Origin of the sequence: Microbulbifer variabilis (genome assembly GCF_023716485.1) — a bacterium.
GTDB lineage: Bacteria > Pseudomonadota > Gammaproteobacteria > Pseudomonadales > Cellvibrionaceae > Microbulbifer > Microbulbifer variabilis_B.
Genome location: NZ_CP092418.1, coordinates 3,567,493 through 3,589,606, shown reverse-complemented (window position 1 = coordinate 3,589,606; position 22,114 = coordinate 3,567,493). Strand labels below are relative to the sequence as shown.

19 protein-coding genes are annotated in these 22,114 nt (G+C 50.6%); 12 read left to right on the top strand and 7 right to left on the bottom strand.

The window, feature by feature from the left end; genetic code table 11:
* Positions 1–22: 22 nt before the first annotated feature.
* From murC to mutT, 9 genes are all read left to right on the top strand, one after another.
* Positions 23–1,465 (top strand): UDP-N-acetylmuramate--L-alanine ligase, encoded by a 1,443-nt coding sequence (gene murC, locus MJO52_RS15920; protein ID WP_435583648.1) that lies wholly within the window; start codon positions 23–25, stop codon positions 1,463–1,465.
* A gap of 6 nt (positions 1,466–1,471) precedes the next feature.
* Positions 1,472–2,278 (top strand): cell division protein FtsQ/DivIB, encoded by an 807-nt coding sequence (locus MJO52_RS15915; RefSeq protein WP_252082960.1) that lies wholly within the window; start codon positions 1,472–1,474, stop codon positions 2,276–2,278.
* A 112-nt stretch (positions 2,279–2,390) separates the two neighbouring features.
* Entirely contained in the window at positions 2,391–3,626 is a 1,236-nt protein-coding gene (ftsA, locus tag MJO52_RS15910; RefSeq protein ID WP_252082959.1) for a cell division protein FtsA, read from the top strand.
* Positions 3,627–3,714: 88 nt separating this feature from the next.
* On the top strand, positions 3,715–4,974 hold the full coding sequence (gene ftsZ, locus MJO52_RS15905; protein ID WP_252082958.1) for a cell division protein FtsZ: 1,260 nt from the start codon (positions 3,715–3,717) through the stop codon (positions 4,972–4,974).
* Positions 4,975–5,402: 428 nt separating this feature from the next.
* Positions 5,403–6,314, top strand: a complete 912-nt coding sequence (gene lpxC / locus MJO52_RS15900; protein WP_252082957.1) for a UDP-3-O-acyl-N-acetylglucosamine deacetylase — start codon at positions 5,403–5,405, stop codon at positions 6,312–6,314.
* 201 nt (positions 6,315–6,515) lie between these two features.
* On the top strand, positions 6,516–7,451 hold the full coding sequence (locus MJO52_RS15895; protein WP_252082956.1) for a M23 family metallopeptidase: 936 nt from the start codon (positions 6,516–6,518) through the stop codon (positions 7,449–7,451).
* Between the two features lie 162 nt (positions 7,452–7,613).
* Positions 7,614–10,358, top strand: a complete 2,745-nt coding sequence (gene secA, locus MJO52_RS15890) for a preprotein translocase subunit SecA (protein ID WP_252082955.1) — start codon at positions 7,614–7,616, stop codon at positions 10,356–10,358.
* 217 nt (positions 10,359–10,575) lie between these two features.
* On the top strand, positions 10,576–11,778 hold the full coding sequence (gene argJ / locus MJO52_RS15885) for a bifunctional glutamate N-acetyltransferase/amino-acid acetyltransferase ArgJ (RefSeq protein ID WP_252082954.1): 1,203 nt from the start codon (positions 10,576–10,578) through the stop codon (positions 11,776–11,778).
* 9 nt (positions 11,779–11,787) lie between these two features.
* Complete coding sequence (gene mutT / locus MJO52_RS15880) at positions 11,788–12,186, top strand: 8-oxo-dGTP diphosphatase MutT (RefSeq protein WP_252082953.1); 399 nt, start codon at positions 11,788–11,790, stop codon at positions 12,184–12,186.
* Between the two features lie 65 nt (positions 12,187–12,251).
* Here the strand turns inward: mutT and yacG are convergent, their stop codons facing one another.
* From yacG to pilB, 5 genes are all read right to left on the bottom strand, one after another.
* On the bottom strand, positions 12,252–12,467 hold the full coding sequence (gene yacG / locus MJO52_RS15875) for a DNA gyrase inhibitor YacG (RefSeq protein ID WP_252082952.1): 216 nt from the start codon (positions 12,465–12,467) through the stop codon (positions 12,252–12,254).
* 73 nt (positions 12,468–12,540) lie between these two features.
* Positions 12,541–13,137, bottom strand: coding sequence for a dephospho-CoA kinase (gene coaE / locus MJO52_RS15870; protein WP_252082951.1), 597 nt, complete (start codon positions 13,135–13,137; stop codon positions 12,541–12,543).
* A gap of 134 nt (positions 13,138–13,271) precedes the next feature.
* Positions 13,272–14,150: a prepilin peptidase gene (locus tag MJO52_RS15865; RefSeq protein WP_252082950.1), complete on the bottom strand. Its 879-nt coding sequence runs from the start codon at positions 14,148–14,150 to the stop codon at positions 13,272–13,274.
* Between the two features lie 12 nt (positions 14,151–14,162).
* Positions 14,163–15,380 (bottom strand): type II secretion system F family protein, encoded by a 1,218-nt coding sequence (locus MJO52_RS15860; protein WP_252082949.1) that lies wholly within the window; start codon positions 15,378–15,380, stop codon positions 14,163–14,165.
* A gap of 154 nt (positions 15,381–15,534) precedes the next feature.
* Positions 15,535–17,247 (bottom strand): type IV-A pilus assembly ATPase PilB, encoded by a 1,713-nt coding sequence (gene pilB / locus MJO52_RS15855; RefSeq protein WP_252082948.1) that lies wholly within the window; start codon positions 17,245–17,247, stop codon positions 15,535–15,537.
* 379 nt (positions 17,248–17,626) lie between these two features.
* On the opposite strand from pilB, the gene MJO52_RS21325 reads away from it, so the two are divergent.
* A complete protein-coding gene (locus MJO52_RS21325; protein WP_286036973.1) occupies positions 17,627–18,049 on the top strand; it encodes a pilin in 423 nt (140 codons plus the stop codon).
* 343 nt (positions 18,050–18,392) lie between these two features.
* Here the strand turns inward: MJO52_RS21325 and MJO52_RS15845 are convergent, their stop codons facing one another.
* Both MJO52_RS15845 and imuA read right to left on the bottom strand, forming a co-directional pair.
* On the bottom strand, positions 18,393–19,373 hold the full coding sequence (locus tag MJO52_RS15845; protein ID WP_252082947.1) for a Y-family DNA polymerase: 981 nt from the start codon (positions 19,371–19,373) through the stop codon (positions 18,393–18,395).
* Between the two features lie 21 nt (positions 19,374–19,394).
* On the bottom strand, positions 19,395–20,102 hold the full coding sequence (imuA, locus tag MJO52_RS15840) for a translesion DNA synthesis-associated protein ImuA (protein WP_252082946.1): 708 nt from the start codon (positions 20,100–20,102) through the stop codon (positions 19,395–19,397).
* A 205-nt stretch (positions 20,103–20,307) separates the two neighbouring features.
* Here imuA and dcd point away from each other — a divergent pair, with 205 nt between their 5' ends.
* Together dcd and MJO52_RS15830 are read left to right on the top strand one after the other, a co-directional pair.
* Positions 20,308–20,877, top strand: a complete 570-nt coding sequence (dcd, locus tag MJO52_RS15835; protein WP_252082945.1) for a dCTP deaminase — start codon at positions 20,308–20,310, stop codon at positions 20,875–20,877.
* 28 nt (positions 20,878–20,905) lie between these two features.
* Positions 20,906–22,114, top strand: coding sequence for an NAD(P)/FAD-dependent oxidoreductase (locus tag MJO52_RS15830; RefSeq protein ID WP_252082944.1), 1,209 nt, complete (start codon positions 20,906–20,908; stop codon positions 22,112–22,114).

Genomic DNA, 22,114 nt, shown 5'->3' with positions numbered 1-22,114 from the left:
TATGGCTTCTGAGCGTGCCAATATGGAAAAAAGTTATGCTGTACCGACGATGCGCCGCATTCGTCGCATCCACTTTATCGGTGTGGGTGGTGCAGGCATGAGCGGCATTGCTGAAGTGCTACAGAATCAGGGTTACGAGGTTTCTGGTTCCGATTTGCGCGAATCAGCTGTAACAGACCGCCTGCAAAAGCTTGGTGTTAGGGTTGAAATTGGACACAGTTCGGAAAATATCCGCGGTGTCGATGTGGTTGTTAACTCTTCGGCCGTGCATGACGACAATCCAGAGTTAGTCGCCGCCCACGAAAACCGAATTCCGGTGGTGCGCCGTGCGGAAATGCTCGGGGAACTGATGCGTTATCGCTATGGTATTGCCGTGGCGGGTACACACGGAAAGACTACAACTACCAGCCTGATAGCCTCGATTTTTGCTGCGGATAAAAAAGATCCGACGTTTGTGATTGGCGGTTTGGTCAATTCGGCAGGTGCCAATGCGGCATTGGGCGAAAGTCGTTATCTAATCGCTGAGGCAGATGAAAGTGATGCATCTTTTATTCACCTGCAACCGATGGTGACGGTGATCACGAATATTGATGCGGACCATATGGAAACCTATGGTGGGGACTTTGAAAAGGTCAAACAGATCTTTATTGATTTTGTCCATAACCTGCCTTTTTATGGCCTTGCTGTGGTCTGTGGCGATGATGCCAATGTGCAGGAAGTAATTCCCAAGTTTTCCCGGCCGGTGCTGACTTATGGGTTTGCTGAGGGCAATGATTTCCGCATTGTCGAGGTTAAACAGGAGCCGTTGCGAAGCCATTTTAAAGTGCAGCGCCCGGCGGGTGATCTGCTTGAGGTCTCGGTAAATACTCCTGGTATCCACAATGTATTGAATGCTACTGCTGCAATTGCTGTCGCTACCGATGAGGGTATCGGTGATGAAGCTATTCAAAAGGGATTACAAGGTTTTCAAGGAGTCGGCCGTCGCTTCCAAATTTATGGAGATTTCTCTATTAGTGACGACAGTAACGCAGAAAAAGTGATGCTGGTGGACGATTATGGCCACCACCCAAGGGAAGTGGCAGCAACCATCAGGACTGTACGCGACGGCTGGTCCGATCGGCGCTTAGTGATGGTTTACCAACCGCATCGCTATACCCGAACCCGAGATCTGTTTGAGGATTTTGTTCAGGTGCTGTCCGAGGTCGACAAACTAATTTTGCTGGATGTTTACAGTGCAGGGGAGGCACCGATAGCCGGCGCGGATGGGCGGACTTTGGCTCGTAGCCTGCGCAATCGAGGCCAGGTCGATCCCATTTTTGTCGAAACCGTTGATCAGGTTCCCCCGATCCTGGCTGATCTACTGGAACCCGGCGATGTGGTTCTGACTCAGGGCGCGGGTAATGTTGGGGCTCTTTCACAGAGGTTGGCGGAATGGCGTCTGGGTGAGAAAGACCTCGAGGCTTGAGTGGTAGTGAGGTCTGCACAGAAAAAATATACAGGGACTCCCCGGGCCCCGATTCGTGGTGCCAGCCCTCTCAAAGAGAGAGAGAAGCGGGGATTCCACTGGCGCCCCTGGTTATTTACCAGTGTCTTTATGTTCTTGCTTGGTGGGCTGCTTAGTGGGGGCTACTGGTTGTGGCAGCACCTACCGGCGATTCAGCTCAGTCGAGTTGATGCACTGGAGCAAGTTGAGGTTCGCGGAACCTTTAATGCTGTAACTGAAGAGCAGATTAAAGAAATTTTATTGCCGTATTTGCAAGCGGGTTTTTTTTCTGTTGATATCCGCGCGATGCGCGCAGCATTGCTGGAGAAACCGTGGATTACCAAGGTTTCCATAAGTCGCCGCTGGCCCAAAGGCGTTGTTGTTGAAGTCAGCGAGGCGCAGCCACTTGCCATCTGGGGCCGTGATCGTTTGTTGGTTGCCAGTGGTGCACTGCTGCCACGGCCGAAACAAATGCAGGTGGGTACACTACCCGAGCTCGCCGGGGATGAAGAGTTGGTTGGGCAAATTATGTCCCAATACCAAGCGCTTGCGGGGCTTTTGACTACGCGGGATATGGAAGTGAAGCGCTTGTCATTTGATGACCTTAGTGGCTGGCATCTGGAGTTGATGTCGGGAATTGAATTAAAACTCGGTCATGAGGCACTGCTGGAGCGTGTTAACCGCTTTCTCACTTTGAGTCGCGGGTTACTTGCTCCTTATTTACAAAAAGTAGCCGAGGTAGATACTCGTTACGGTAACGCGGTAGCGGTTCAGTGGAAGAACGAGCAAGAGTAAACAGGGACGCGGCAGTAGCCGCTGTGGAAAGATAAAGTTTAAAAGCGAAGGCGCTGATCCGGTTGATAATGAAAGGAAAGCCGGGGTATGGCCTAGCGAGGTTGGCACAAAAATGACACAAGTATCCGATCAGCGCATGATTGTTGGGCTGGATATCGGCACCTCCAAGGTGGTTGCCATCGTTGGTGAGGTATCTGCTAACGGGGACCTTAATATTGTTGGTATTGGCTCCCATCGCTCCACCGGGATGAAAAAAGGTGTGGTGGTAAACATTGAATCCACCGTGCAATCTATTCAGCGTGCCGTGGAGGAAGCAGAACTCATGGCGGGGTGTGAAATTCACTCTGTGTATGCCGGTATCGCGGGCAGCCATATTCGCAGTCTCAATTCTCACGGCATTGTGGCTATTAAAGATCGTGAAGTAACCCAACAGGATTTGGATCGGGTAATTGATGCAGCTCGTGCAGTTGCTATACCCGCAGATCAGAAAATTTTACATACGCTGCCGCAAGAATACCTGATCGACAACCAGGAGGGGGTAAAAGAGCCTCTGGGGATGTCCGGTGTGCGCCTCGAAGCAAAGGTGCATTTAGTCAGTGGTGCCGTCAATGCGGCACAAAATATTGAGAAGTGTATCCGCCGCTGTGGTCTTGAAGTGGAGGATGTCATTCTCGAACAGCTGGCTTCCAGTTACGCGGTACTGACTGAAGATGAGAAAGAACTCGGAGTATGTATGGTCGATATCGGTGGAGGCACCACCGATATTGCTGTATTTACCGGTGGCTCAATTCGCCATACTGGAGTGATTCCCATCGCTGGGGATCAGGTGACTAACGATATTGCGATGGCATTGCGTACCCCGACACCGCACGCCGAAGATTTAAAAATAAAATATGCCTGTGCCCTGGCAAAACTTGCGCGGGAAGGTGAAACCATAAAAGTACCGAGTGTCGGAGATCGGGAGCCCCGGGATTTGTCCCGCCAGGCCCTGGCTGAAGTAGTCGAGCCGCGCTATGACGAGCTGTTTACTCTGGTGCAGGCGGAATTGCGCCGCAGTGGATTTGAAGATCTGTGCGCAGCAGGAGTGGTTTTAACAGGAGGCTCTTCAAAAATGGAGGGTGCGGTAGAGCTGGCTGAGGAAATTTTCCATATGCCGGTACGTCTCGCAGTGCCTCAAGGAATTTCTGGATTGAGCGATATCGTGAGCAATCCAATTTACTCCACCGGAGTTGGATTATTGATGTACGCAATGCAGCAAGAAGAGGCTGCAGAGGGAAAAACTCAGCCCGTGCGTAACGATAATCAGTGGTGGGACAAAGTAAAGCACTGGTTTCGTGGAAATTTGTAATAGCATGCAACCAGAATTAGCCGTCCCATAAGGGATTTTTTTTAGGCGTGGCTGTAAAATTCGACATGAGCAAGAAAGGGGAACAGCGATGTTCGAGCTAGTTGATAGCGTACAGGATAAACCTGTCATCAAGGTAATAGGAGTCGGCGGCGGCGGTGGCAATGCTGTTAAGCATATGATTGCCAGCGACGTGGAGGGCGTAGACTTTATCTGCGCGAACACTGACGCTCAGGCGCTGAAAGATATTGAAGCGCAAACTATCCTACAGCTTGGTAATACGATTACCCGTGGACTAGGTGCTGGGGCCAATCCCGATATCGGTCGTCAGTCCGCTCTGGAAGACCGCGATCGCATCGCTGAAGTCTTGGGCGGTGCTGATATGGTGTTTATTACCGCTGGCATGGGGGGCGGCACTGGTACCGGTGGAGCGCCGATTGTAGCCGAGATTGCCAAAGAGCTCGGTATTCTCACCGTGGCTGTTGTTACTCGCCCGTTCAAAATTGAAGGCCGCAAGCGCACTGTCGTAGCCGAAGAGGGTATTCTCGAACTGCGCGACAAAGTGGACTCCCTGATTACTATCCCTAACGATCGCTTGCTGGAAGTATTGGGTAGCAAAATCACCATGAAGTCTGCCTATAAAGAGGCTGACAACGTGTTACTCGGAGCGGTGCAGGGTATTGCCGATCTGATGATCCGCCCCGGCATTATGAATGTGGACTTCGCCGATGTACGCACGGTGATGTCTGAAATGGGTATGGCGATGATGGGCTCCGGCTCTGCCATTGGCGAGAATCGCGCTCGTGAAGCGGCGGAGAAGGCTGTACGCAGTCCGCTGTTGGATAACGTTAACCTTGCTGGTGCACGCGGTATTTTGGTCAACATTATTACCGGCAGTGAAGAAGCTGGCTGTCAGGAGTTGACCCTGGGTGAATACTCCGAAGTGGGTGAGATCGTGCAAGAGATCGCCTCTGATGAGGCCACAGTGGTTATTGGTACGGCAGTGGATGATAAGCTGGGTGATGAAATGCGGGTGACTGTAGTAGCCGCTGGCCTGGGTGAGGGAACTCCTGCGGCTCGCCCAGCTAAAGTGGTAGATAACACACGTCGCCCAGAAGTGCGTGAATCCCGCGATGTTCGCGAGACTCGAGACATGCGTGAGAGCCGGGATATGCGCGATATGCGTGAAAGCCACGGTGCCGCAGGGCTAGTCTCTCGTGAGAGCGCGGCCGACACCCGTCCTAGGGTGGATGTAGAGCGTCCCAAGCGCCCCGCTCCGTCGCTCAGCTCTGCTGATGCCGATATGGAATATTTGGATATTCCGGCCTTCCTGCGCCGCCAGGCAGACTGAGAGTAGCCGCCGCAGAGGCAGTACACCGCTCATGTCCACCCAGCTTATTGTTGGGTGTCGCCTCTGCGGGGCGGCTTATCGCAGAATTTTGTATTTGATATCACTTTTGGTGTTGCTAAATCAGAAGTTTGCCCAGTTCCATAAGACCTGCCATCAGAGTTAGTCTCTGCTATGAGGGGCAAGGAAATAGGCAAGTAAGAGTTTAATTAACAATTTTTTACAGTGATCCCGGCGCTCATGGTCTTAAAATGCTGTCTCAGCGACTGAGATGTGGCGCTCCAATCTTTATTTAAACTATCCTTAGAAGGACGGTGGCGGTGTGTTAAGTTGACCACACGCCCACAATTGGTATTGGCGTCGCAATTGTGCTAATATCGGCGGCTTGCTGCGCGTTTTGCGTAGACCACCGACTGGGAAAAGATAGTTTCATGATCAAACAGCGCACGCTTAAAAATGCTATTCGCGCCACTGGCGTAGGTCTGCACACTGGCAAAAAGGTCATCCTGACCTTGAAGCCGGCTCCCGTAGACACCGGCATCGTGTTCCGTCGAACGGACTTGGACCCGGTGGTCGAAATTGAAGCCCGCGCAGAGAATGTGGGTGATACGCTACTTTCCACTACCCTGGTCAAGGGCGATGTTCGCATCGCTACCGTGGAGCATTTGCTCTCGGCGATGGCGGGCCTGGGTATCGACAATGCGATTGTCGAACTGTCCGCCCAGGAAGTACCGATTATGGACGGCAGTGCCGGTCCTTTTGTGTTCCTGATCCAGTCCGCTGGTATTCAGGAGCAATCTGCGCCGAAGAAATTCCTGCGTATTAAGAAGCCGATTACCGTGGAAGAGGGCGATAAAGTAGCCAGCTTCCTGCCTTTTAATGGTTTCAAGGTCTCCTTTACCATCGACTTTGACCACCCGGTATTCCAGGGGCGTAACCTAACCTCTTCCGTGGACTTCTCCAGTACTTCTTTTGTGAAAGAGGTGAGTCGTGCGCGTACATTTGGATTTATGCACGAAATTGAGTATCTGCGCTCTAAGGGCTTGGTTCAGGGTGGTTCTGTGGATAACGCCATCGTGATTGACCAGTACCGCATTCTGAATGAAGGTGGATTGCGTTACGAAGACGAATTTGTGAAACATAAAATTCTCGATGCCATTGGTGACCTTTATCTTCTGGGTACCAGCCTGATCGGTGAGTTTAAAGCCTTTAAATCCGGCCACTCCTTGAACAATAAGTCTCTGCGTCATTTGATGACCCAAAAGGACGCATGGGAGATGGTGACATTCGAGGGAGAGCAAGAAGCTCCGATCTCCTACGTTAAGCCAATACTGGCAGTTTAAACTCTCAATAAAAAAGCCGGCATTATATTGCCGGCTTTTTTACGTGACAGATTCGCCAGAGAGGGTTGGGGTAATTCTGGTAACCTTGTTTCCCTTTGGGTATTTGGATGACCGGTCTTTTAGTGTGAGGTATTGCACTGGAGCCTCGTCTCACTTACAGAGACAGCAAAATTACAAGATATCGGACTTCTCCTGCTTGTTATGAAAGTAATTCTGGTCAATGAGCGCGGTGCAACCCGCAGCTTCAACTTTGGTGGGCTGAGCAAGGCGCTATTGAGCTTGTGCCTCTTGGGCCTCCCGGTTGGTGCCTTCTTCCTGGGTGCCAATCTTCCCGTGACCAAAACTGATTTATTTGATGCGCGTACAGCCAAGGCTTGGGAGCGCGCTTTACGTAAGCAGCAGCAGGAAATTGAGGAGGCCGATCGCGAGGCTCACGAGCAACTTGCTGCGCTCACGGTAAAACTGGCTGAATTGCAGGCGCGCCTTACCCGATTGGATGCTGTGGGTGAGCGCCTAACCGCAGCGGCCAATCTCGATCAGGGCGAGTTTGAATTTAGCGCTGTGCCTGCAGTGGGTGGTCCGGAAGATCCCGGCATCGCCGGAGCTTCAGATTTACCCTATCAACCCCCCGAGTTTCTCGAAGTGATTGGTGACTTGTCTCACAAAGTAGATGATCGCCAAATGCAGCTCAATACGCTCGAGTCCCTGATGGCAAACCTGCAGCTCGAGGATGAGCAATTTATTGCCGGGCGCCCGATCACCAAAGGCTGGATGTCCTCGCGCTATGGTTATCGTACCGACCCTTTCACAGGGCGCCGCACTTGGCATAAAGGTGTGGACTTTGCCGGTAAGATGGGGTCAGACGTAGTATCTGTAGCCGCCGGTGTTGTTACCTGGGCTGACGAGCGTCACGGCTACGGACATATGGTGGAAATCAATCATGGTAATGGTTATTCCACCCGCTACGGCCATAACAGTGAGCTCAATGTTGGGCTCGGTGATGTAGTTAAGAAAGGGCAGGTGATTGCCCAAATGGGGTCCAGTGGGCGCTCCACTGGTCCTCATGTACACTTTGAGATCTTTAAGAACAATCGCACGGTCGACCCGGCCAGCTATATCCGCCGTACAGGCAGATAACAACTATCCTTCCTTTACGCGTAATTGCTGGCAGCTTGGCATAAGAGTTGCCAGCGCTTACGCCTTCCTGTTTACTTGCACCCCTCGCATAAAGGAGTATCGGTGCAATATCTGCCCAGCATTAGCGCCGATAGCGCACATAAGATAAGTGGTTTCTAGATAATGATTGGCAAACTGATTAAATCGGTCTTTGGTACAAAAAATGACCGCGAGCTGAAGCGCATGCGACGCGTCGTGGAAAAAGTCAACGCGCTGGAAGAGGATTTCCAGAAGCTGGATGATGCAGCTCTTCGTGCCAAAACAGAAGAGTTTAAAAAGCGTATTGCAGATGGGGAAACTCTAGACCAGCTGCTGCCGGAAGCTTTCGCTGCAGTGCGTGAAGCGGGTCGGCGCACAATGGGCATGCGTCACTTCGATGTACAGCTAATCGGCGGTATGACTCTACATGAAGGTCGTATCGCTGAAATGCGTACCGGTGAAGGTAAGACTCTGGTAGCGACCTTACCGGCTTATTTGAACGCGCTCGAAGGCAAGGGCGTGCACATTGTTACGGTCAACGATTACTTGGCATCCCGCGACGCCAATTGGATGCGCCCAGTCTATGAATTTCTCGGGCTGACTGTTGGGGTGATTATCTCCCAGCAGCACCCGGACGATAAAAAGGCCGCCTATCAAGCCGATATTACTTACGGCACCAACAACGAATTTGGTTTTGATTATCTGCGTGACAATATGGTGTTACGCAAGGAAGATCGTACCCAGCGCCCACAAAACTTCGCCATCGTGGATGAGGTGGACTCAATCCTTATCGATGAGGCGCGTACCCCGCTGATTATTTCTGGTGCGGCGGAAGATTCCTCTCACCTTTACTTGGCCATGAATAAGCTGATTCCACAGCTGGAGCGTGCCGAAGAAGGTGGTGATGGACACTACACCGTAGACGAGAAGACCCGCCAGGTAGAGCTGACCGAGCAGGGGCATCAGTTGGTGGAAGAACTGCTGTCTCGCAGCGGCTTGATGAAAGAAGATCAATCTCTCTACGCCCCTGGTAACCTGGGCCTGCTGCACCATGTGCATGCCGCATTGCGTGCCCAGGTACTGTTTAACCGGGACGTGGACTATATCGTGCAAAACGGTCAGGTTGTCCTGATCGATGAGCACACCGGCCGTACTATGCCGGGCCGTCGTCTCTCCGAGGGGTTGCATCAGGCGCTGGAAGCCAAGGAGAATGTTCAGATCCAGTCTGAAAGTCAGACGCTAGCCTCCACTACCTTCCAGAATTTATTCCGTTTCTATCCAAAGCTCTCTGGTATGACAGGTACCGCAGACACTGAAGCGTTTGAATTCCAGCAGATTTATGGTCTGGATGTGGTAGTAATCCCCACTAATAAGAATATTCAGCGGGATGACCTCAACGACCTGGTCTACCTGAGTAAAGAAGAAAAAATGGATGCCATTATCGAGGATATTAAGTTTTGCCGTGATAAGCAGGCACCGATCCTCGTAGGTACCGCCTCTATCGAGACTTCTGAAGAGATGTCGCGCATGTTGCAAAAGGCAGGCATCAAGCATCAGGTACTAAATGCCAAATACCATGAACGTGAAGCACAAATAATTGCTCAGGCTGGCCGTCCCGGTACTGTCACCATTGCAACCAATATGGCCGGTCGCGGTACTGATATCGTGCTGGGTGGTAACTGGGAGGCTGAGGCCGAGGCGCTCACTCAGGAGAAAGGTAGTGACTTGAGTGAGGCCGAAGTGGCCAAGGTGAAGGAGCAGTGGAAGAAGCGCCACGAACAGGTGATCGAGGCTGGCGGCTTACATATTATCGGCACCGAACGTCACGAGTCGCGTCGTATCGACAACCAGCTGCGCGGCCGTGCCGGGCGTCAGGGTGACCCGGGTGTAACCCGTTTCTACTTGTCTCTGGAAGATAATCTAATGCGTATCTTCGCCTCCGATAGGGTGAAGAACTTTATGCAGATGCTGGGAATGGAGCGCGGGGAGGCTATTGAGCACCGCATGGTCTCCAATGCGATTGAAAAAGCCCAGCGTCGCGTTGAAGGGCGTAACTTCGATATTCGCAAGCAGCTGCTGGAATATGATGATGTGGCTAATGATCAGCGCCAAGTGATTTACAGCCAGCGCAATGAGCTGCTAGAAGCCGGTCAGATCAGCGATACCATCAACGCTATTCGCGAAGATGTTGTGAATGAAATTATCTCCGCTTCTGTACCGCCACAGAGTGTTGAGGAGCAGTGGGATATCCCGGCACTGGAACAGCAGTTGGCCGGTGAACTGGGCATTGAGCTGCCTATTCAGAAATGGTTGGATGAGGACCGCAATCTGCACGAGGAGACGCTGCGCGAGAAGGTTGTTGCCGAAGCTCAAGCCGCTTACGCTACCAAGGTGGAGCGTATCAGTGAATCTTCTGGCGATGCCAATCTGATGCCGACAGTGGAGCGTCAGATCATGCTGCAAGTGCTGGATCAGCTATGGAAGGAACACCTCTCCAGCATGGACCACCTGCGAGCGGGTATTGGTTTGCGTGCCTACGCCAACAAGAACCCTAAGCAGGAGTTCAAACGCGAGTCTTTCCACCTTTTCCAGAGTATGCTGGAAAACCTCAAGCACGAGGTGGTACGTATCCTGGCCCATGTGGAACCTATGACCCGCGAGCAAATGGACGAGTTGGAGCAGCGCCGCCTGGAAGAGCAGCGTAAGCAGCAGCTGGAGCTTCAGCATGCCGAGGCCTCGGCGCTTCCTGAAAGTCAGCCGCAGCAGCAGGCGGCACCTGTGCCAGAGCGCCGTGGACCCAAGGTTGGCCGTAATGACCCATGCCCCTGCGGTTCTGGCAAGAAATACAAGCAGTGCCACGGTAAGCTGGCATCCTCTACCCAGAGCTAAGGCCTTCAGACTGTAGTGTTTAAGTTAGAAAATACCCCGCTATATGCGGGGTATTTTTTTGCCTGACAAGAAAATATTCTGCGGAATTTATATTTTTACCCGCATTAAGTGCGGATAATTGTTGATTCGAAAGAGGTAGGATCTAATAATGGCGCTTTTCTACCTACAGCTAGCTTTAACTAACTAGAGCCGAAGCCGGTGCTAGAGTCGAACAGATATGCCTGAATCATTACTTCCTCCCGTAAAAGGGATTCGCCTTGCCAGTGTTCCAGCCAAGATCAAAGATTGGTCCCGTGATGACCTGTTGTTAATAGAGGTCGCCGAGGGTGCATCGGTCTCGGCCACCTTCACCCAGAACAGCTTCTGCGCCGCGCCGGTAATGGTAGCCAAAGAGCATATCGCACAGGGGAATATCCGCGCCTTGCTGGTTAATGCGGGTAATGCCAATGCGGCTACAGGCGCACGTGGTCTAAGCGACGCCAGAGCCTGCTGTTCAGCAGTAGCTGCAGCGATGAATGTTCGAGCAGAGCAGGTATTGCCATTCAGCACTGGGGTGATTGGTGAGCACCTACCTTTGCAGCGTTTATTGGATGCTATCCCCAGCGCTGCTGCAGAGCTAATCGAAAGCGGGTGGGAGCGGGCAGCAAAAGCCATCATGACTACGGATACCCGTCCGAAAAAAGCCCAGCGCCTCCTAAAAATTGGCAGTGAAGAAGTTACAGTGGTGGGAATCGCCAAAGGATCCGGCATGATTCAGCCAAATATGGCGACCATGCTGGCCTATGTCGCCACCGATGCCTGCATCGCCCAGCCTTTACTGGATCAAATGGTGAAGGAGGCCGTAAATGTCTCCTTTAATCGCGTAAGTGTAGATGGCGATACCTCTACCAATGATGCCTGTGTACTCATTGCCAGTGGAGTAAAAGGCAAGCCTATCCATTCCCCTGCTGATGAAGGTTATAGCGCATTGATGGAAGCTATTACCCAGGTGCATATTGAGCTGGCCCAGGATGTGGTTCGGGATGGTGAGGGGGCCAACAAATTTGTCACGATTCAGGTGGAAGGTGCAGAGAGTAGTGAAGAAGCTCTTAAAGTTGCTTTCGAAGTGGGTAACTCCCCTCTGGTAAAGACTGCACTTTACGCTTCAGACCCCAACTGGGGGCGTCTGGTGATGGCTGTTGGCAATGCAATAACTCATAGTCTGGATACTGAAAAGGTCAATATTTACCTGGATACTGTGCAGGTAGTACAGGCCGGAGGTCGCGCGGTGGACTATCGGGAAGAGTTAGGCGAGCAGGTGTTTTCTCAGCCTGAATTCACCATTCGTATAGAGCTGGGCCGTGGCAACGCCAGTGAGTATATCTGGACCTGTGACTTCTCCCACGAGTATGTCACCATCAACGCTGAATATCGCACCTGAGGAGTTGTTGTGAGCCGTGTTATTCATGTTGCTGTTGGTGTAGTCCGTCGCAGCGATGGCAAAATTTTAATTGCCCGCCGCCCCGATCACTTGCATATGGGCGGGCGCTGGGAATTTCCTGGTGGCAAGGTGGAGTCCGGGGAAAGCGTACAGCAGGCCCTGACCCGTGAGCTACTTGAGGAAGTGGCAATTGAGGTTGATCAGCTACAGCCCTTGGTGGAAATCCAGCATGAGTATGCGGAAAAGACCGTACTTCTCGATACCTGGCAGGTAACGGCATTTTCCGGTGAGGCTCAGGGGCGTGAGGGGCAGGAGACCGCCTGGGTGGCGGTACAGGAACTAAACAATTATCAGTTCCCAGATGCCAACCAGGCGATTATTGAGGCTATCAAGGCTGTGGAAGTTTAAATCGAGCACGCCTATGTAAAGTCTTGGCAGAGTCTTATGCATAGGCTGCAATCATAGATCTCGACTTAATGGCGCTGCTTGCCCGGGTCTAGGTCATCACTCAAAACGTCATCATAAATAGACTCGCCTGGTATCTTGTGCCCCTCGCTGGCCCACTCGCCAAGATCAATTAATTTGCAACGTTCGCTGCAAAAAGGTTTAAAGGGAAACTTATCGCTCCACTCTATCGGCTTTTTACAGGTGGGGCAGTTTAGGCTTGGGGCTTCTTTTGGCTTGGGCATATTAGGTTTGGTACAGCTTCTTCGATGTTTGGGGTAGTCTCGGGGTCTATTATTTTACATTAGTAGAGTCGTGCTAAGACTTCGCTAATTGCAAATATTTCTGATGCAAAGCTTGTACCTGGCTGCGTAACTCCGTCAATCCTATAGAATTGTCCAGTACATCATCAGCCTTGGCCAGGCGGTCCTGTCGGTTAAGCTGTGCCGCCATAATTTTGCGTATTTGTTCTGGGTGATTTTCATCTCTACTGCTGGCCCTCTCCAGCTGTAAGCTTTCCGGCAAATCTACCACGCAGATTCTATCTACCAGCTGATATTGGCCGGATTCGATCAATAGTGGTGACTCCAGTATCGCGTAAGAGCTAAAACTCTGTTCCAGCGAGGTAATGATTTCCTCGCGTATCAAAGGGTGCAATAGCTTTTCCAGCCAGGCCCGCTCTTCATCATGATCAAACACTAAGGCACGCAGTTGCGCTCGATCCAACTCACCATTTTCTAGTAATACATTTGTGCCAAAGTGTCGGGCTATCTGCTCCAGCGCAGGTCTGCCAGGTTGTACCACTACCCTTGCGGCCCAGTCAGCGTCCACCACGTGAATGCCCAGCTCGCGAAAGTACCCCGCGGCGGCGGACTTGCCACTGCCGATACCTCCAGTTAAGCCTACTCGAAACAATGGCTTGTCTCCCTGCAATTAAAAGTTTGGAGCTAAAAACAAGAAACCCGGCCAATGAGTGGCCGGGTTAATGGTAATTCACTTGCCTCAGATGGGCTAATCGGGTCCTGGAAGTAGCTGGTATGGCTGGCTACCTATAGGCCGGAAAAGCTCAGGTACCAATCAACAATCTGCTCACCCCATAGCATAGCAATCCAGCCTGCACCGGCCAGATAAGGACCAAAGGCAATCGGTAGACTGCGATCCCGTCCAACCGCCAGGCTCCAGGAAATACCTGCTATAGCACCAACTCCGGCAGAGAGCAGAATTACCAGAGGCAGCATCTGCCAGCCAAACCAGGCCCCGATAGCTGCGAGTATCTTGAAGTCCCCAGCTCCCATACCTTCCTTGCCGGTAACCAGCTTAAAGATATGAAACACCAGCCACAAAGAAAGATAGCCCGCGATAGCTCCAATAACGGCATCTTGCAGTGGAACAAAAATACCCCAAAGGTTTATCAGTAAGCCGCCCCAGAGCAACGGCAGGGTAATGCTGTCTGGTAATAACTGCTTATCGAAGTCGATACCAGTAAGTGCGACTAAAGCCCAAGTAAAGACACAGCCCGCCAGCGCCTGCCAAGTAAAGCCCAGCTGCCAAACCACTACGGCGGTGAGAATTCCAGTAGCCAACTCAATCAAAGGGTAGCGTTTGGAAATCGGCGTGCCACAGGAGCTACATTTACCGCGCAAAAATAGATAGCTGATGACAGGAATATTTTGCCAGGGCTTAATTTCAGTTTTGCATTTAGGGCAGTGGGAGTGTGGCAACACCAGGTTGAACGGTTTATTCAGCTCCTCTTGCTCGGCCTTGTTAGGCTTTGAGTCAAAATAGCTATAAAAATCCCGTTTGTATTCCCGCTCCATCATTACAGGCAGGCGCAGGATAACGACATTGAGGAAGCTGCCTATAAGTAAGCCTAAAATAAAGGTACTACTAATAAGTAGCACTGGATATAAAGATAAATACTCAAACATCTTTTTAATTATTTATTTTATTACTTGGCCCATTTGGAATATAGGTAGGTACATGGCTATCAATAGCCCCCCGACCAGTACCCCGAGGATAGACATAATCATTGGTTCAAGAAGTGTGGTTAAGTTATCTACATCATTGTCTACTGCTTCTTCATAGAAAGTGGCGGCCTTACTCAGCATTTCATCTAGCGCTCCTGATTCTTCGCCGATGGATGTCATTTGGACAAGCATTACAGGATATAGTCCGGACTGGCGCATGGCGGCATTTAGTGGGATGCCCGTAGCAACAGAGTCACGAATTTTGAGTGTTGCCTCTTCATAAATATAATTGCCTGTTGCCCCAGCTACTGATCGCAATGCGTCGATGAGGGGGACACCGGCTGCAAAGGTTGTAGAAAGAGTTCGAGCAAAACGAGCAGCAATAGAGTTGTAAGTTATTTTGCCAATAATTGGTAGCTTTAAAGCTAGCTTTCCAAAAAAACGATCAACTGTTTTATTTCTCTTTTTTGCTTCGAGGATGCCGCCAACTGTAAGGGTAGTGCCAATTAAGGCAATGAACCAATAAGCCTGCATCCACTCAGAAATACCAACTACAAACTGGGTAAATGCAGGGAGCTCTGCTCCGAAACTTTCAAAAGTATCTGCAAATTGTGGTACGACCTTGATAAGAAGTATAGAGGTAACAATAACTGCTACGACGATAACCGCTAGCGGATAAGTCATCGCTTTTTTAATTTTTGCTTTTAGGGCTTCGGTCTTTTCCTTATACGTGGCGATGCGGTCGAGCATCACTTCTAAGGCGCCCGATTGCTCTCCTGAGGCGACTAAGTTGCAAAATAAATCATCAAAAAAGAGAGGATGCTTACGAAGGGCATCAGCGAATGCGGTACCAGAGGCCACATCGTCACGGATCTTTAAAATTAGTTCCCTAACCCCTTCGTTGTCTAAGCCATCGGCAACGATCTCAAAGCTTTGTACAAGAGGCACCCCTGCTTTCATCATTGTGGCTAGCTGCCGAGTAAATAGGGCGATATCTGCAGGTTTTACCTTCTTCTTGCCACCACCAAATAATGGTTTGGGCTTTTTCTGTACACGGTTGGCTATAATGCCCTGCTTACGCAGTTGCGCCTTAACTAGTGCGGGGCTGGTACCGCTTATCTCACCTTGAACCTTAGCCCCTTTGCTATCTACACCTTTATAGATATATGCGACTGCTGCGGCATTGGCCATACTTTTTATCCTGATTCTTTCATTCGTTGGCTGGTCTGACGCCATGCCTAGTATCTATTTACTCTGGGAACTCCAGAAGCTCAGAGGTAATCTGAGCACGGTAGTTTGATAACATCACCGGGGACTTTAACTTCAAGAGGTTAGCTGTACGAGTTTAATCTTTGGTTACTCGGTTGGCTTCCTCCAGGCTGGTAATGCCCATTACCACTTTGCGCAATGCAGAAGTCCTTAGATTATTAAAACCCTCTTTGCGCGCCTGATCGGCGATCTGAATGGAATTGCCGCCCTCCATTATAATTCTGGAGATGCCATCAGTGATGCGAACCACTTCATACACACCCACGCGGCCCTTGTAGCCTTTTGAGCAGTGCTCGCAGCCAACAGGCTGGTAAATGGCCCAGTCGTTCCTTGGAATATTCACTGCAGAGAAACCCTCGGCTTCCAAGACCTCACTGGGAAGAGTAGTAGCCTTTTTGCATTCATTACACAAACGCCTCGCCAAGCGCTGGGCGATAATAACACTGACGGAAGTCGCAATATTAAAAGTGGGAACCCCCATATTCATCAGGCGCGTAAGGGTTTCTGGAGCTGAGTTGGTATGCAGGGTTGAGAGTACCAGGTGCCCAGTTTGCGCTGCTTTGATAGCAATTTCTGCGGTTTCCAAATCCCTAATCTCTCCTACCATGACGATATCAGGGTCTTGTCGCAGGAAAGAGCGCAGGGCTTCAGCGAAATTTAGCCCAACTTTGCTGGAGACATTAACCTGATTGATCCCTTCCAGGTTGATTTCTACCGGGTCTTCAGCGGTAGAAATGTTGAGCTCAGGAGTGTTGAGAATATTGAGGCCGGTGTATAGAGAAACTGTTTTACCTGAACCAGTGGGGCCGGTAACCAGGATCATCCCTTGGGGTTGTGCCAGGGCATCCATGTAGATCTTTTTTTGTTCCTCTTCATAGCCGAGGGCATCAATTCCCATTTTTGCTGAAGAGGGGTCGAGAATCCGTAAAACAATCTTTTCTCCCCATAGGGTTGGCAAACTGTTTACCCGGAAGTCGATAGCCTTGGTCTTGGACAGCTTCATTTTAATCCGGCCGTCCTGGGGCACTCGCCGTTCCGAGATATCCATCTTCGACATCACTTTCAAGCGGGCAGATAGGCGTGTTGCTAACTGAATCGGAGGCCTGGCAATTTCATGCAATACGCCATCGGTGCGAAAACGAACCCGATAAGATTTTTCGTAGGGTTCAAAGTGAATATCGGAGGCACCAGTGCGAATTGCATCTAGAAGAACCTTATTGACAAACCTTACAACGGGCGCTTCATCCCCACCCGGTTCGCTTTCATCGTCGGATTCAGATTCGCTTTCGCCTACATTGAGGGAGTCTAGCTCTTCATCATCGATACCCTTCAGGCCTCCCCCGATATCTTGGCTATCAGAGAGGTAGCTTTCAATAGCCTTTCCCAGCTTATCGGTTTCTACTAAAACCGCATCAGTACTGAGGCCAGTATTAAAATTGATCTCGTCCAACCCTGCCAGGTTGGTGGGGTCTGCGACAGCGATAAATAAGCGATTACCACGCCTATAGAGGGGGAGCGTAAAATGTTTGCTGATTAATTTTTCGTCGATGATACCCTTGGGGATCATCTCGAAATTGTAACTGCCAAAATCAAATAACGGTGTGCCGAAGGCTTGGGAAGCAATATTGGCGAGCTCCCGGCTTTTTACTAGCTTGGCTTCTACCGCATGTTGGGCGAAACTCTGGCCTGAACGATGGGCAGCCTTAAGTGCAGAAATTGCTGTGGCTTCGTCGAGAATTCCATCTGCTACCAAGCGTTTTGCCAGGCCGTTAAGGGAGGGGCTAGTCATGGGTGAAACCGCTGCTGTTACTGAGTACTCGCGTGAACGAGAGATCTTGTTTGTTTTTTGAGCTGACGATATTTAAGTCAAATGAGCTAAGAGTGAAGCAAATATAGCGAATAAAGTTAATGGAGCCAATAAAGGTATAAGAAGAGACTTGCACAGTATTGTCAGCGTCTAAAGGTGACACTTTTTGTCAGATACTTGAGTAGGGCGTCAATAAGTTTTGATGGCACATTATTAAAATTGAGTGGCATTACTTGTTGGTAAGGTTGTTTGTATAAAGGTTGGAGTCATGTCTTGCCAAACTTGGCACGAACCTTGTATCTTGTCTGGCGACTTCCTCACGGGATTCACTTTTTTAAAAGTCTGTATGGAGACGGTTACAATGAAAAAGCAACAGGGTTTTACTCTTATCGAACTGATGATCGTAGTTGCGATTATCGGCATTCTGGCTGCGGTAGCAATTCCCGCTTATCGTGAATATCTGACCAGTGCACACGGCAGTGCTGCGATGAAATCTGTTCAGGGTCATATCACCAACGGTGTTTTGTGTGTTCAAACCGGAGGTGATGTTTGTGCTCGCTTAAAAACCGAAGCAACATCCGCTAAGCTGGTTTTGGACCCTGCAGATCCGGCAATTGGCACAGCGCTGAAGATCACCGGTGCGGGCGACACTTGTAAAGTGCATGCTAATATTGACGCTAACGGACTCTTGACTTATACCGCGGAGAAGGTAGCAACCGCAAATAGTAGTGTAACTAATGCGAAATGTGCCTCAGCAGCAGGTCCAAATGTAACTGCTTTGTAAGTTAGGCTACGGTCTGAAGATTGCTAAAAGAATCTCTGCGTTAGCAGAGATTCTTTTAATTAGGATTGGATTCTTGTCTACACACTTCCAAAAGTGTTTTTAGTTGGCTTCAAATGGTAGTAGTGATAATTTGATCTGGGGATTGTTCCCTTTTTTAGAGTATTCTGGAAAATTTCACTTTTGCTGCTCTCCTCTCAATCCGTAATTTTAACGGACGCCATTTTTTAACAGATTTGCGCACGCAGCTTTCATTGGGTGGATGCCATATATAGGGTTCCTGCTTTGGAATAGATTTGTTGTCCTGAAGAGAGCTGTGCCACAAAATTTGATTTTATTGTGTGATTTATTTCATGGTAATGCCTGAGAGGGCTTGCTGACCAAGTCGTGTATTTAATTTATTTATAAGTTTCTGGCTTTTTGTGTCATTTCTTTTTCGGTTGAGAGCTATTTTTTTTTGCGCTTGCTCTTCCAGTTGTGACAAAAAGATATCCACGCTAAAAGATGCTGTTTTTTTCTCCGCACCCCCTGTCTGCCAATATGATTTTTTAGCATTTAGTTTGCGGCACTGAATTTGCTTACCGTGCTCCTGAAATAGATTGCAGGTGGTGGTTTTCTGTTGGCTGCTATTGAGCCGAGCTAGGTAATCGATAAAAGAGCGGCCAAAGTGGCTTTCAATCTCCGATAAGGGGGCGGATAGTAATTGGCTTATCCGCTTAAACCCATGGGAATTTAGTTTTTCTAAGGTTTTATTATCGCACTCTAGTAGTTTGCTGGGAGCGTGACTGATCCATTGTTTCCACTGCTGTGTTGTCGGTGGGGTGTGGGTTTGCTGTAACCAACGGCGATGCTCCGGTAATTGGCTAAGCAGCAGCGCTGCACTGGGGCTATGGCTAAGCCCCATACGGTGGCTAATACCTATTTGTGTAAGTTCTTGCTGTATTTTATGCAGTAATGCTCGAAATCCGCCATCTGTTTTAAAGCGGTTGCCCAACTCAAGGTAAAGCTGTGGATGACGATAGCTTTCTTCATGTTTTGCAGTTTTTATACAAATCATCGCTGACAAGCTCAATCCCCAATGTGCAAGCTCCTCCAGCTGCAGCTCTCTTTCTCTATTGCGGCGTAATATCTGCAAGCCTGGGCATAGTTGACGGGCACGGGCAATACTCAAGCCCGCGATGACTCCATACTCGAAGGCGGTTTTATTTACCTCCACTATGATTTGCTTTTCCACTATCGCCAATGGTTGGCTTCTCTCCTCTGGCGTCTGGGCGCGGGTGAGCGCCTCCAGGGGAAGTTTGGGAAATTGGATGCAAAGCCAGAGCATGGAGAGTTCCTTAGATGCCGCTTAGTGCAGGGCTAGATGATGCCGTTTTGATGTGCTGTGTTGCAGGAGGTTTAGCTGAAGGTGTTGACCACTAAGGCCACCCACTTGTTTTAGCAGTCTGAGGGTAAGTTGCTCTGGCTTGCTATGCAGCTGTAGTCGTAATGTGGCAGGCGAGGGCCGGGGGTCTTCTGACTGGGGGCGGAAGTGGAAGTGCAGGCAGCCGCTTGCTTCGGCGGATTGCTGCAGGCGCTGCAGCTCTCGATAACTTATCGCCTGCTCGCCCTGCCAGCTCAAAACTGCGGAACAGCCTCCGGATTGTAGGGACTGCTCTATGGCCCAGAGGCAGTCTCGTTTGTCGCGGGGGTAGACTAATAATAGCTGTTCCAGTTGGATACCATGCTGGGCAAGTTCTGATGCACAGGGAGTAAATGGGGGTTTGATGAGAATCACCATCTCTCCTTTTTGGGTCAGTTCAGCGAGCATAGGGAGTAGGAGGCTCAATGTGTTGGAGCTTGCCTGGGGTACAAGCAGCTCAGTAGTGCTACCGTGCGGCCAGCCGTGGTCTTTGAGAAGGACATCCAGGCTGGTGAAACCGGTAGTGGCCCCTGCGTTTTGGGGTTCATTGGCTGCTTGGCAGGCCTTCTTGCCTCTAAAGTGTCGCAGTCTGATTGAGGGGTTGGCTTGGTTTTCCAAGTGATTGTTTTGTATGAAGTTTTTGGCTTTGTTCACATTGCCACCCTGCATTCTTGTCTCGGTCTTCAATCGGATCTAACCAGGTGACTGTATATATATACAGTTTATTGTGGATTTATACAGTAGTTAGTGGTTGGCGACAAGGACGAAAGGCGTCGATTGGCACTTTTTTGCACAGTCTAAACCGGCTATGATTCCGCCTCTTTTGTTGAGCACTGATTATTCTTTTTAGGGGGACGGAGTGAGTATCAAGTCCGATAAGTGGATTCGCCGCATGGCTGAGCAGCACGGCATGATTGAGCCATTTGAGCCGGGCCAGGTGCGCCATGGCAATGATGGCGAGCGACTCATCTCCTACGGTACGTCTAGTTACGGTTACGATGTGCGCTGTGCCGGTGAGTTTAAGATCTTTACCAACGTGCATTCGGCTACCGTGGACCCCAAGACCTTCGATGAGAACAGCTTTGTCGATGTGGAAGGGGAGTACTGTATCATCCCGCCGAACTCCTTTGCCCTGGCGCGCACAGTGGAGTATTTCCGCATTCCGCGCTCAGTGCTGACCATCTGTCTGGGCAAATCCACCTATGCGCGTTGCGGTATTATCGTCAATGTAACGCCGCTGGAGCCGGAGTGGGAAGGGCATGTGACCCTTGAGTTTTCAAATACCACCAATCTGCCGGCGAAGATCTACGCCAATGAAGGTATCGCGCAGATGCTGTTCTTCGAGTCTGATGAGATCTGCGATGTGTCCTATGCGGATCGCGGTGGTAAGTACCAGGGGCAGCGCGGCGTGACCCTGCCTCGTACCTGATACTTGGGTGATTGCGCAGCCCTAATTCATGAGTGATGTATCCCATAGCCAGCTGCCCAAAAGTGTCGATGTACTGATTATCGGCGCTGGGGCAGCGGGTTTAATGTGCGCCGCCTCTGCCGGCCAGCGCGGCCGCAGTGTGCTGGTATTGGATCATGCCAATAAAGTTGGTAAGAAGATCCTGATGTCCGGCGGCGGCCGCTGTAATTTCACCAATCTCTACACCAGTGCGGAAAATTTCTACAGCCGCAATCCCCATTTTTGTAAGTCTGCCCTGGCGCGCTATAGCCAGTGGGACTTTATTGCATTGGTGGAAAAGCATGGGGTTTCCTACCATGAGAAAACACTGGGCCAGTTGTTTTGCGACAACAAGTCCAAGGATATTCTCGACCTGTTATTGGCGGAGTGCCGTGCAGCCAAAGCTCAGGTTCGCACCCGTTGTGCCATATCCTCAATAGAGTCGGGGCAGGGTGGTTATCGTGTTGAAAGCAGTCTGGGGACAGTTCACTGTGAGTCCCTAGTCGTGGCTACTGGTGGATTGTCGATACCCACCATGGGGGCTACGGGCTTTGGCTATGATATCGCTCGGCAGTTTGGGCTCAATATCATCCCCACTCGTGCGGCCTTGGTACCCTTTACCCAGCACAAGCGCCAGTTGGAGCGGCAGGATAGCCTACCGGGCAGCTCGCTTAGTGTGACGGCTTCCTGTGGTGAGGGCAGCTTTCACGAGCAGATGCTATTTACTCACCGAGGTTTGAGTGGACCGGCGGTATTACAAATATCCAGTCATTGGCGCGAAGGTGAAAAGGTGACTTTCGATCTGGCCCCCGATCGCGATCTGGCCGATTGGCTGCAACAGCGCCGCCGGGAGAGCCCGGAGATTCACTTGCACAGTGTTTTGTCTGAGCTTTGGACTAAGAAGCTTGTACAGTTTTTCCTACAACGGCAGCATATCGACAGCCGCCCCCTCAAGCAGTTTACTGAAATTGAGTTGCGGGAACTCGGAGCCAAGTTGCAAGTCTGGACGCTGGTTCCCGATGGCACCGAAGGCTATCGCACTGCAGAAGTTACCCTCGGCGGCGTGGATACAGATCAGATTTCTTCGCGTACTATGGAGTGCAAAACCCAGCCAGGGCTTTATTTTGTGGGTGAAGTACTCGATGTGACTGGCTGGCTGGGGGGCTTTAATTTTCAGTGGGCCTGGGCTTCTGGGCACGCGGCGGGGGAGGTCGCCTAA

Coding starts and splice junctions, on each gene's coding strand:
- murC (WP_435583648.1), top strand. CDS start 23: ATGGAAAAAAGTTATGCTGTACCGACGATGCGCCGCATTCGTCGCATC.
- ftsA (WP_252082959.1), top strand. CDS start 2,391: ATGACACAAGTATCCGATCAGCGCATGATTGTTGGGCTGGATATCGGC.
- ftsZ (WP_252082958.1), top strand. CDS start 3,715: ATGTTCGAGCTAGTTGATAGCGTACAGGATAAACCTGTCATCAAGGTA.
- lpxC (WP_252082957.1), top strand. CDS start 5,403: ATGATCAAACAGCGCACGCTTAAAAATGCTATTCGCGCCACTGGCGTA.
- MJO52_RS15895 (WP_252082956.1), top strand. CDS start 6,516: ATGAAAGTAATTCTGGTCAATGAGCGCGGTGCAACCCGCAGCTTCAAC.
- secA (WP_252082955.1), top strand. CDS start 7,614: ATGATTGGCAAACTGATTAAATCGGTCTTTGGTACAAAAAATGACCGC.
- argJ (WP_252082954.1), top strand. CDS start 10,576: ATGCCTGAATCATTACTTCCTCCCGTAAAAGGGATTCGCCTTGCCAGT.
- yacG (WP_252082952.1), bottom strand. CDS start 12,467: ATGCCCAAGCCAAAAGAAGCCCCAAGCCTAAACTGCCCCACCTGTAAA.
- MJO52_RS15865 (WP_252082950.1), bottom strand. CDS start 14,150: ATGTTTGAGTATTTATCTTTATATCCAGTGCTACTTATTAGTAGTACC.
- MJO52_RS15860 (WP_252082949.1), bottom strand. CDS start 15,380: ATGGCCAATGCCGCAGCAGTCGCATATATCTATAAAGGTGTAGATAGC.
- pilB (WP_252082948.1), bottom strand. CDS start 17,247: ATGACTAGCCCCTCCCTTAACGGCCTGGCAAAACGCTTGGTAGCAGAT.
- MJO52_RS21325 (WP_286036973.1), top strand. CDS start 17,627: ATGAAAAAGCAACAGGGTTTTACTCTTATCGAACTGATGATCGTAGTT.
- MJO52_RS15845 (WP_252082947.1), bottom strand. CDS start 19,373: ATGCTCTGGCTTTGCATCCAATTTCCCAAACTTCCCCTGGAGGCGCTC.
- MJO52_RS15830 (WP_252082944.1), top strand. CDS start 20,906: ATGAGTGATGTATCCCATAGCCAGCTGCCCAAAAGTGTCGATGTACTG.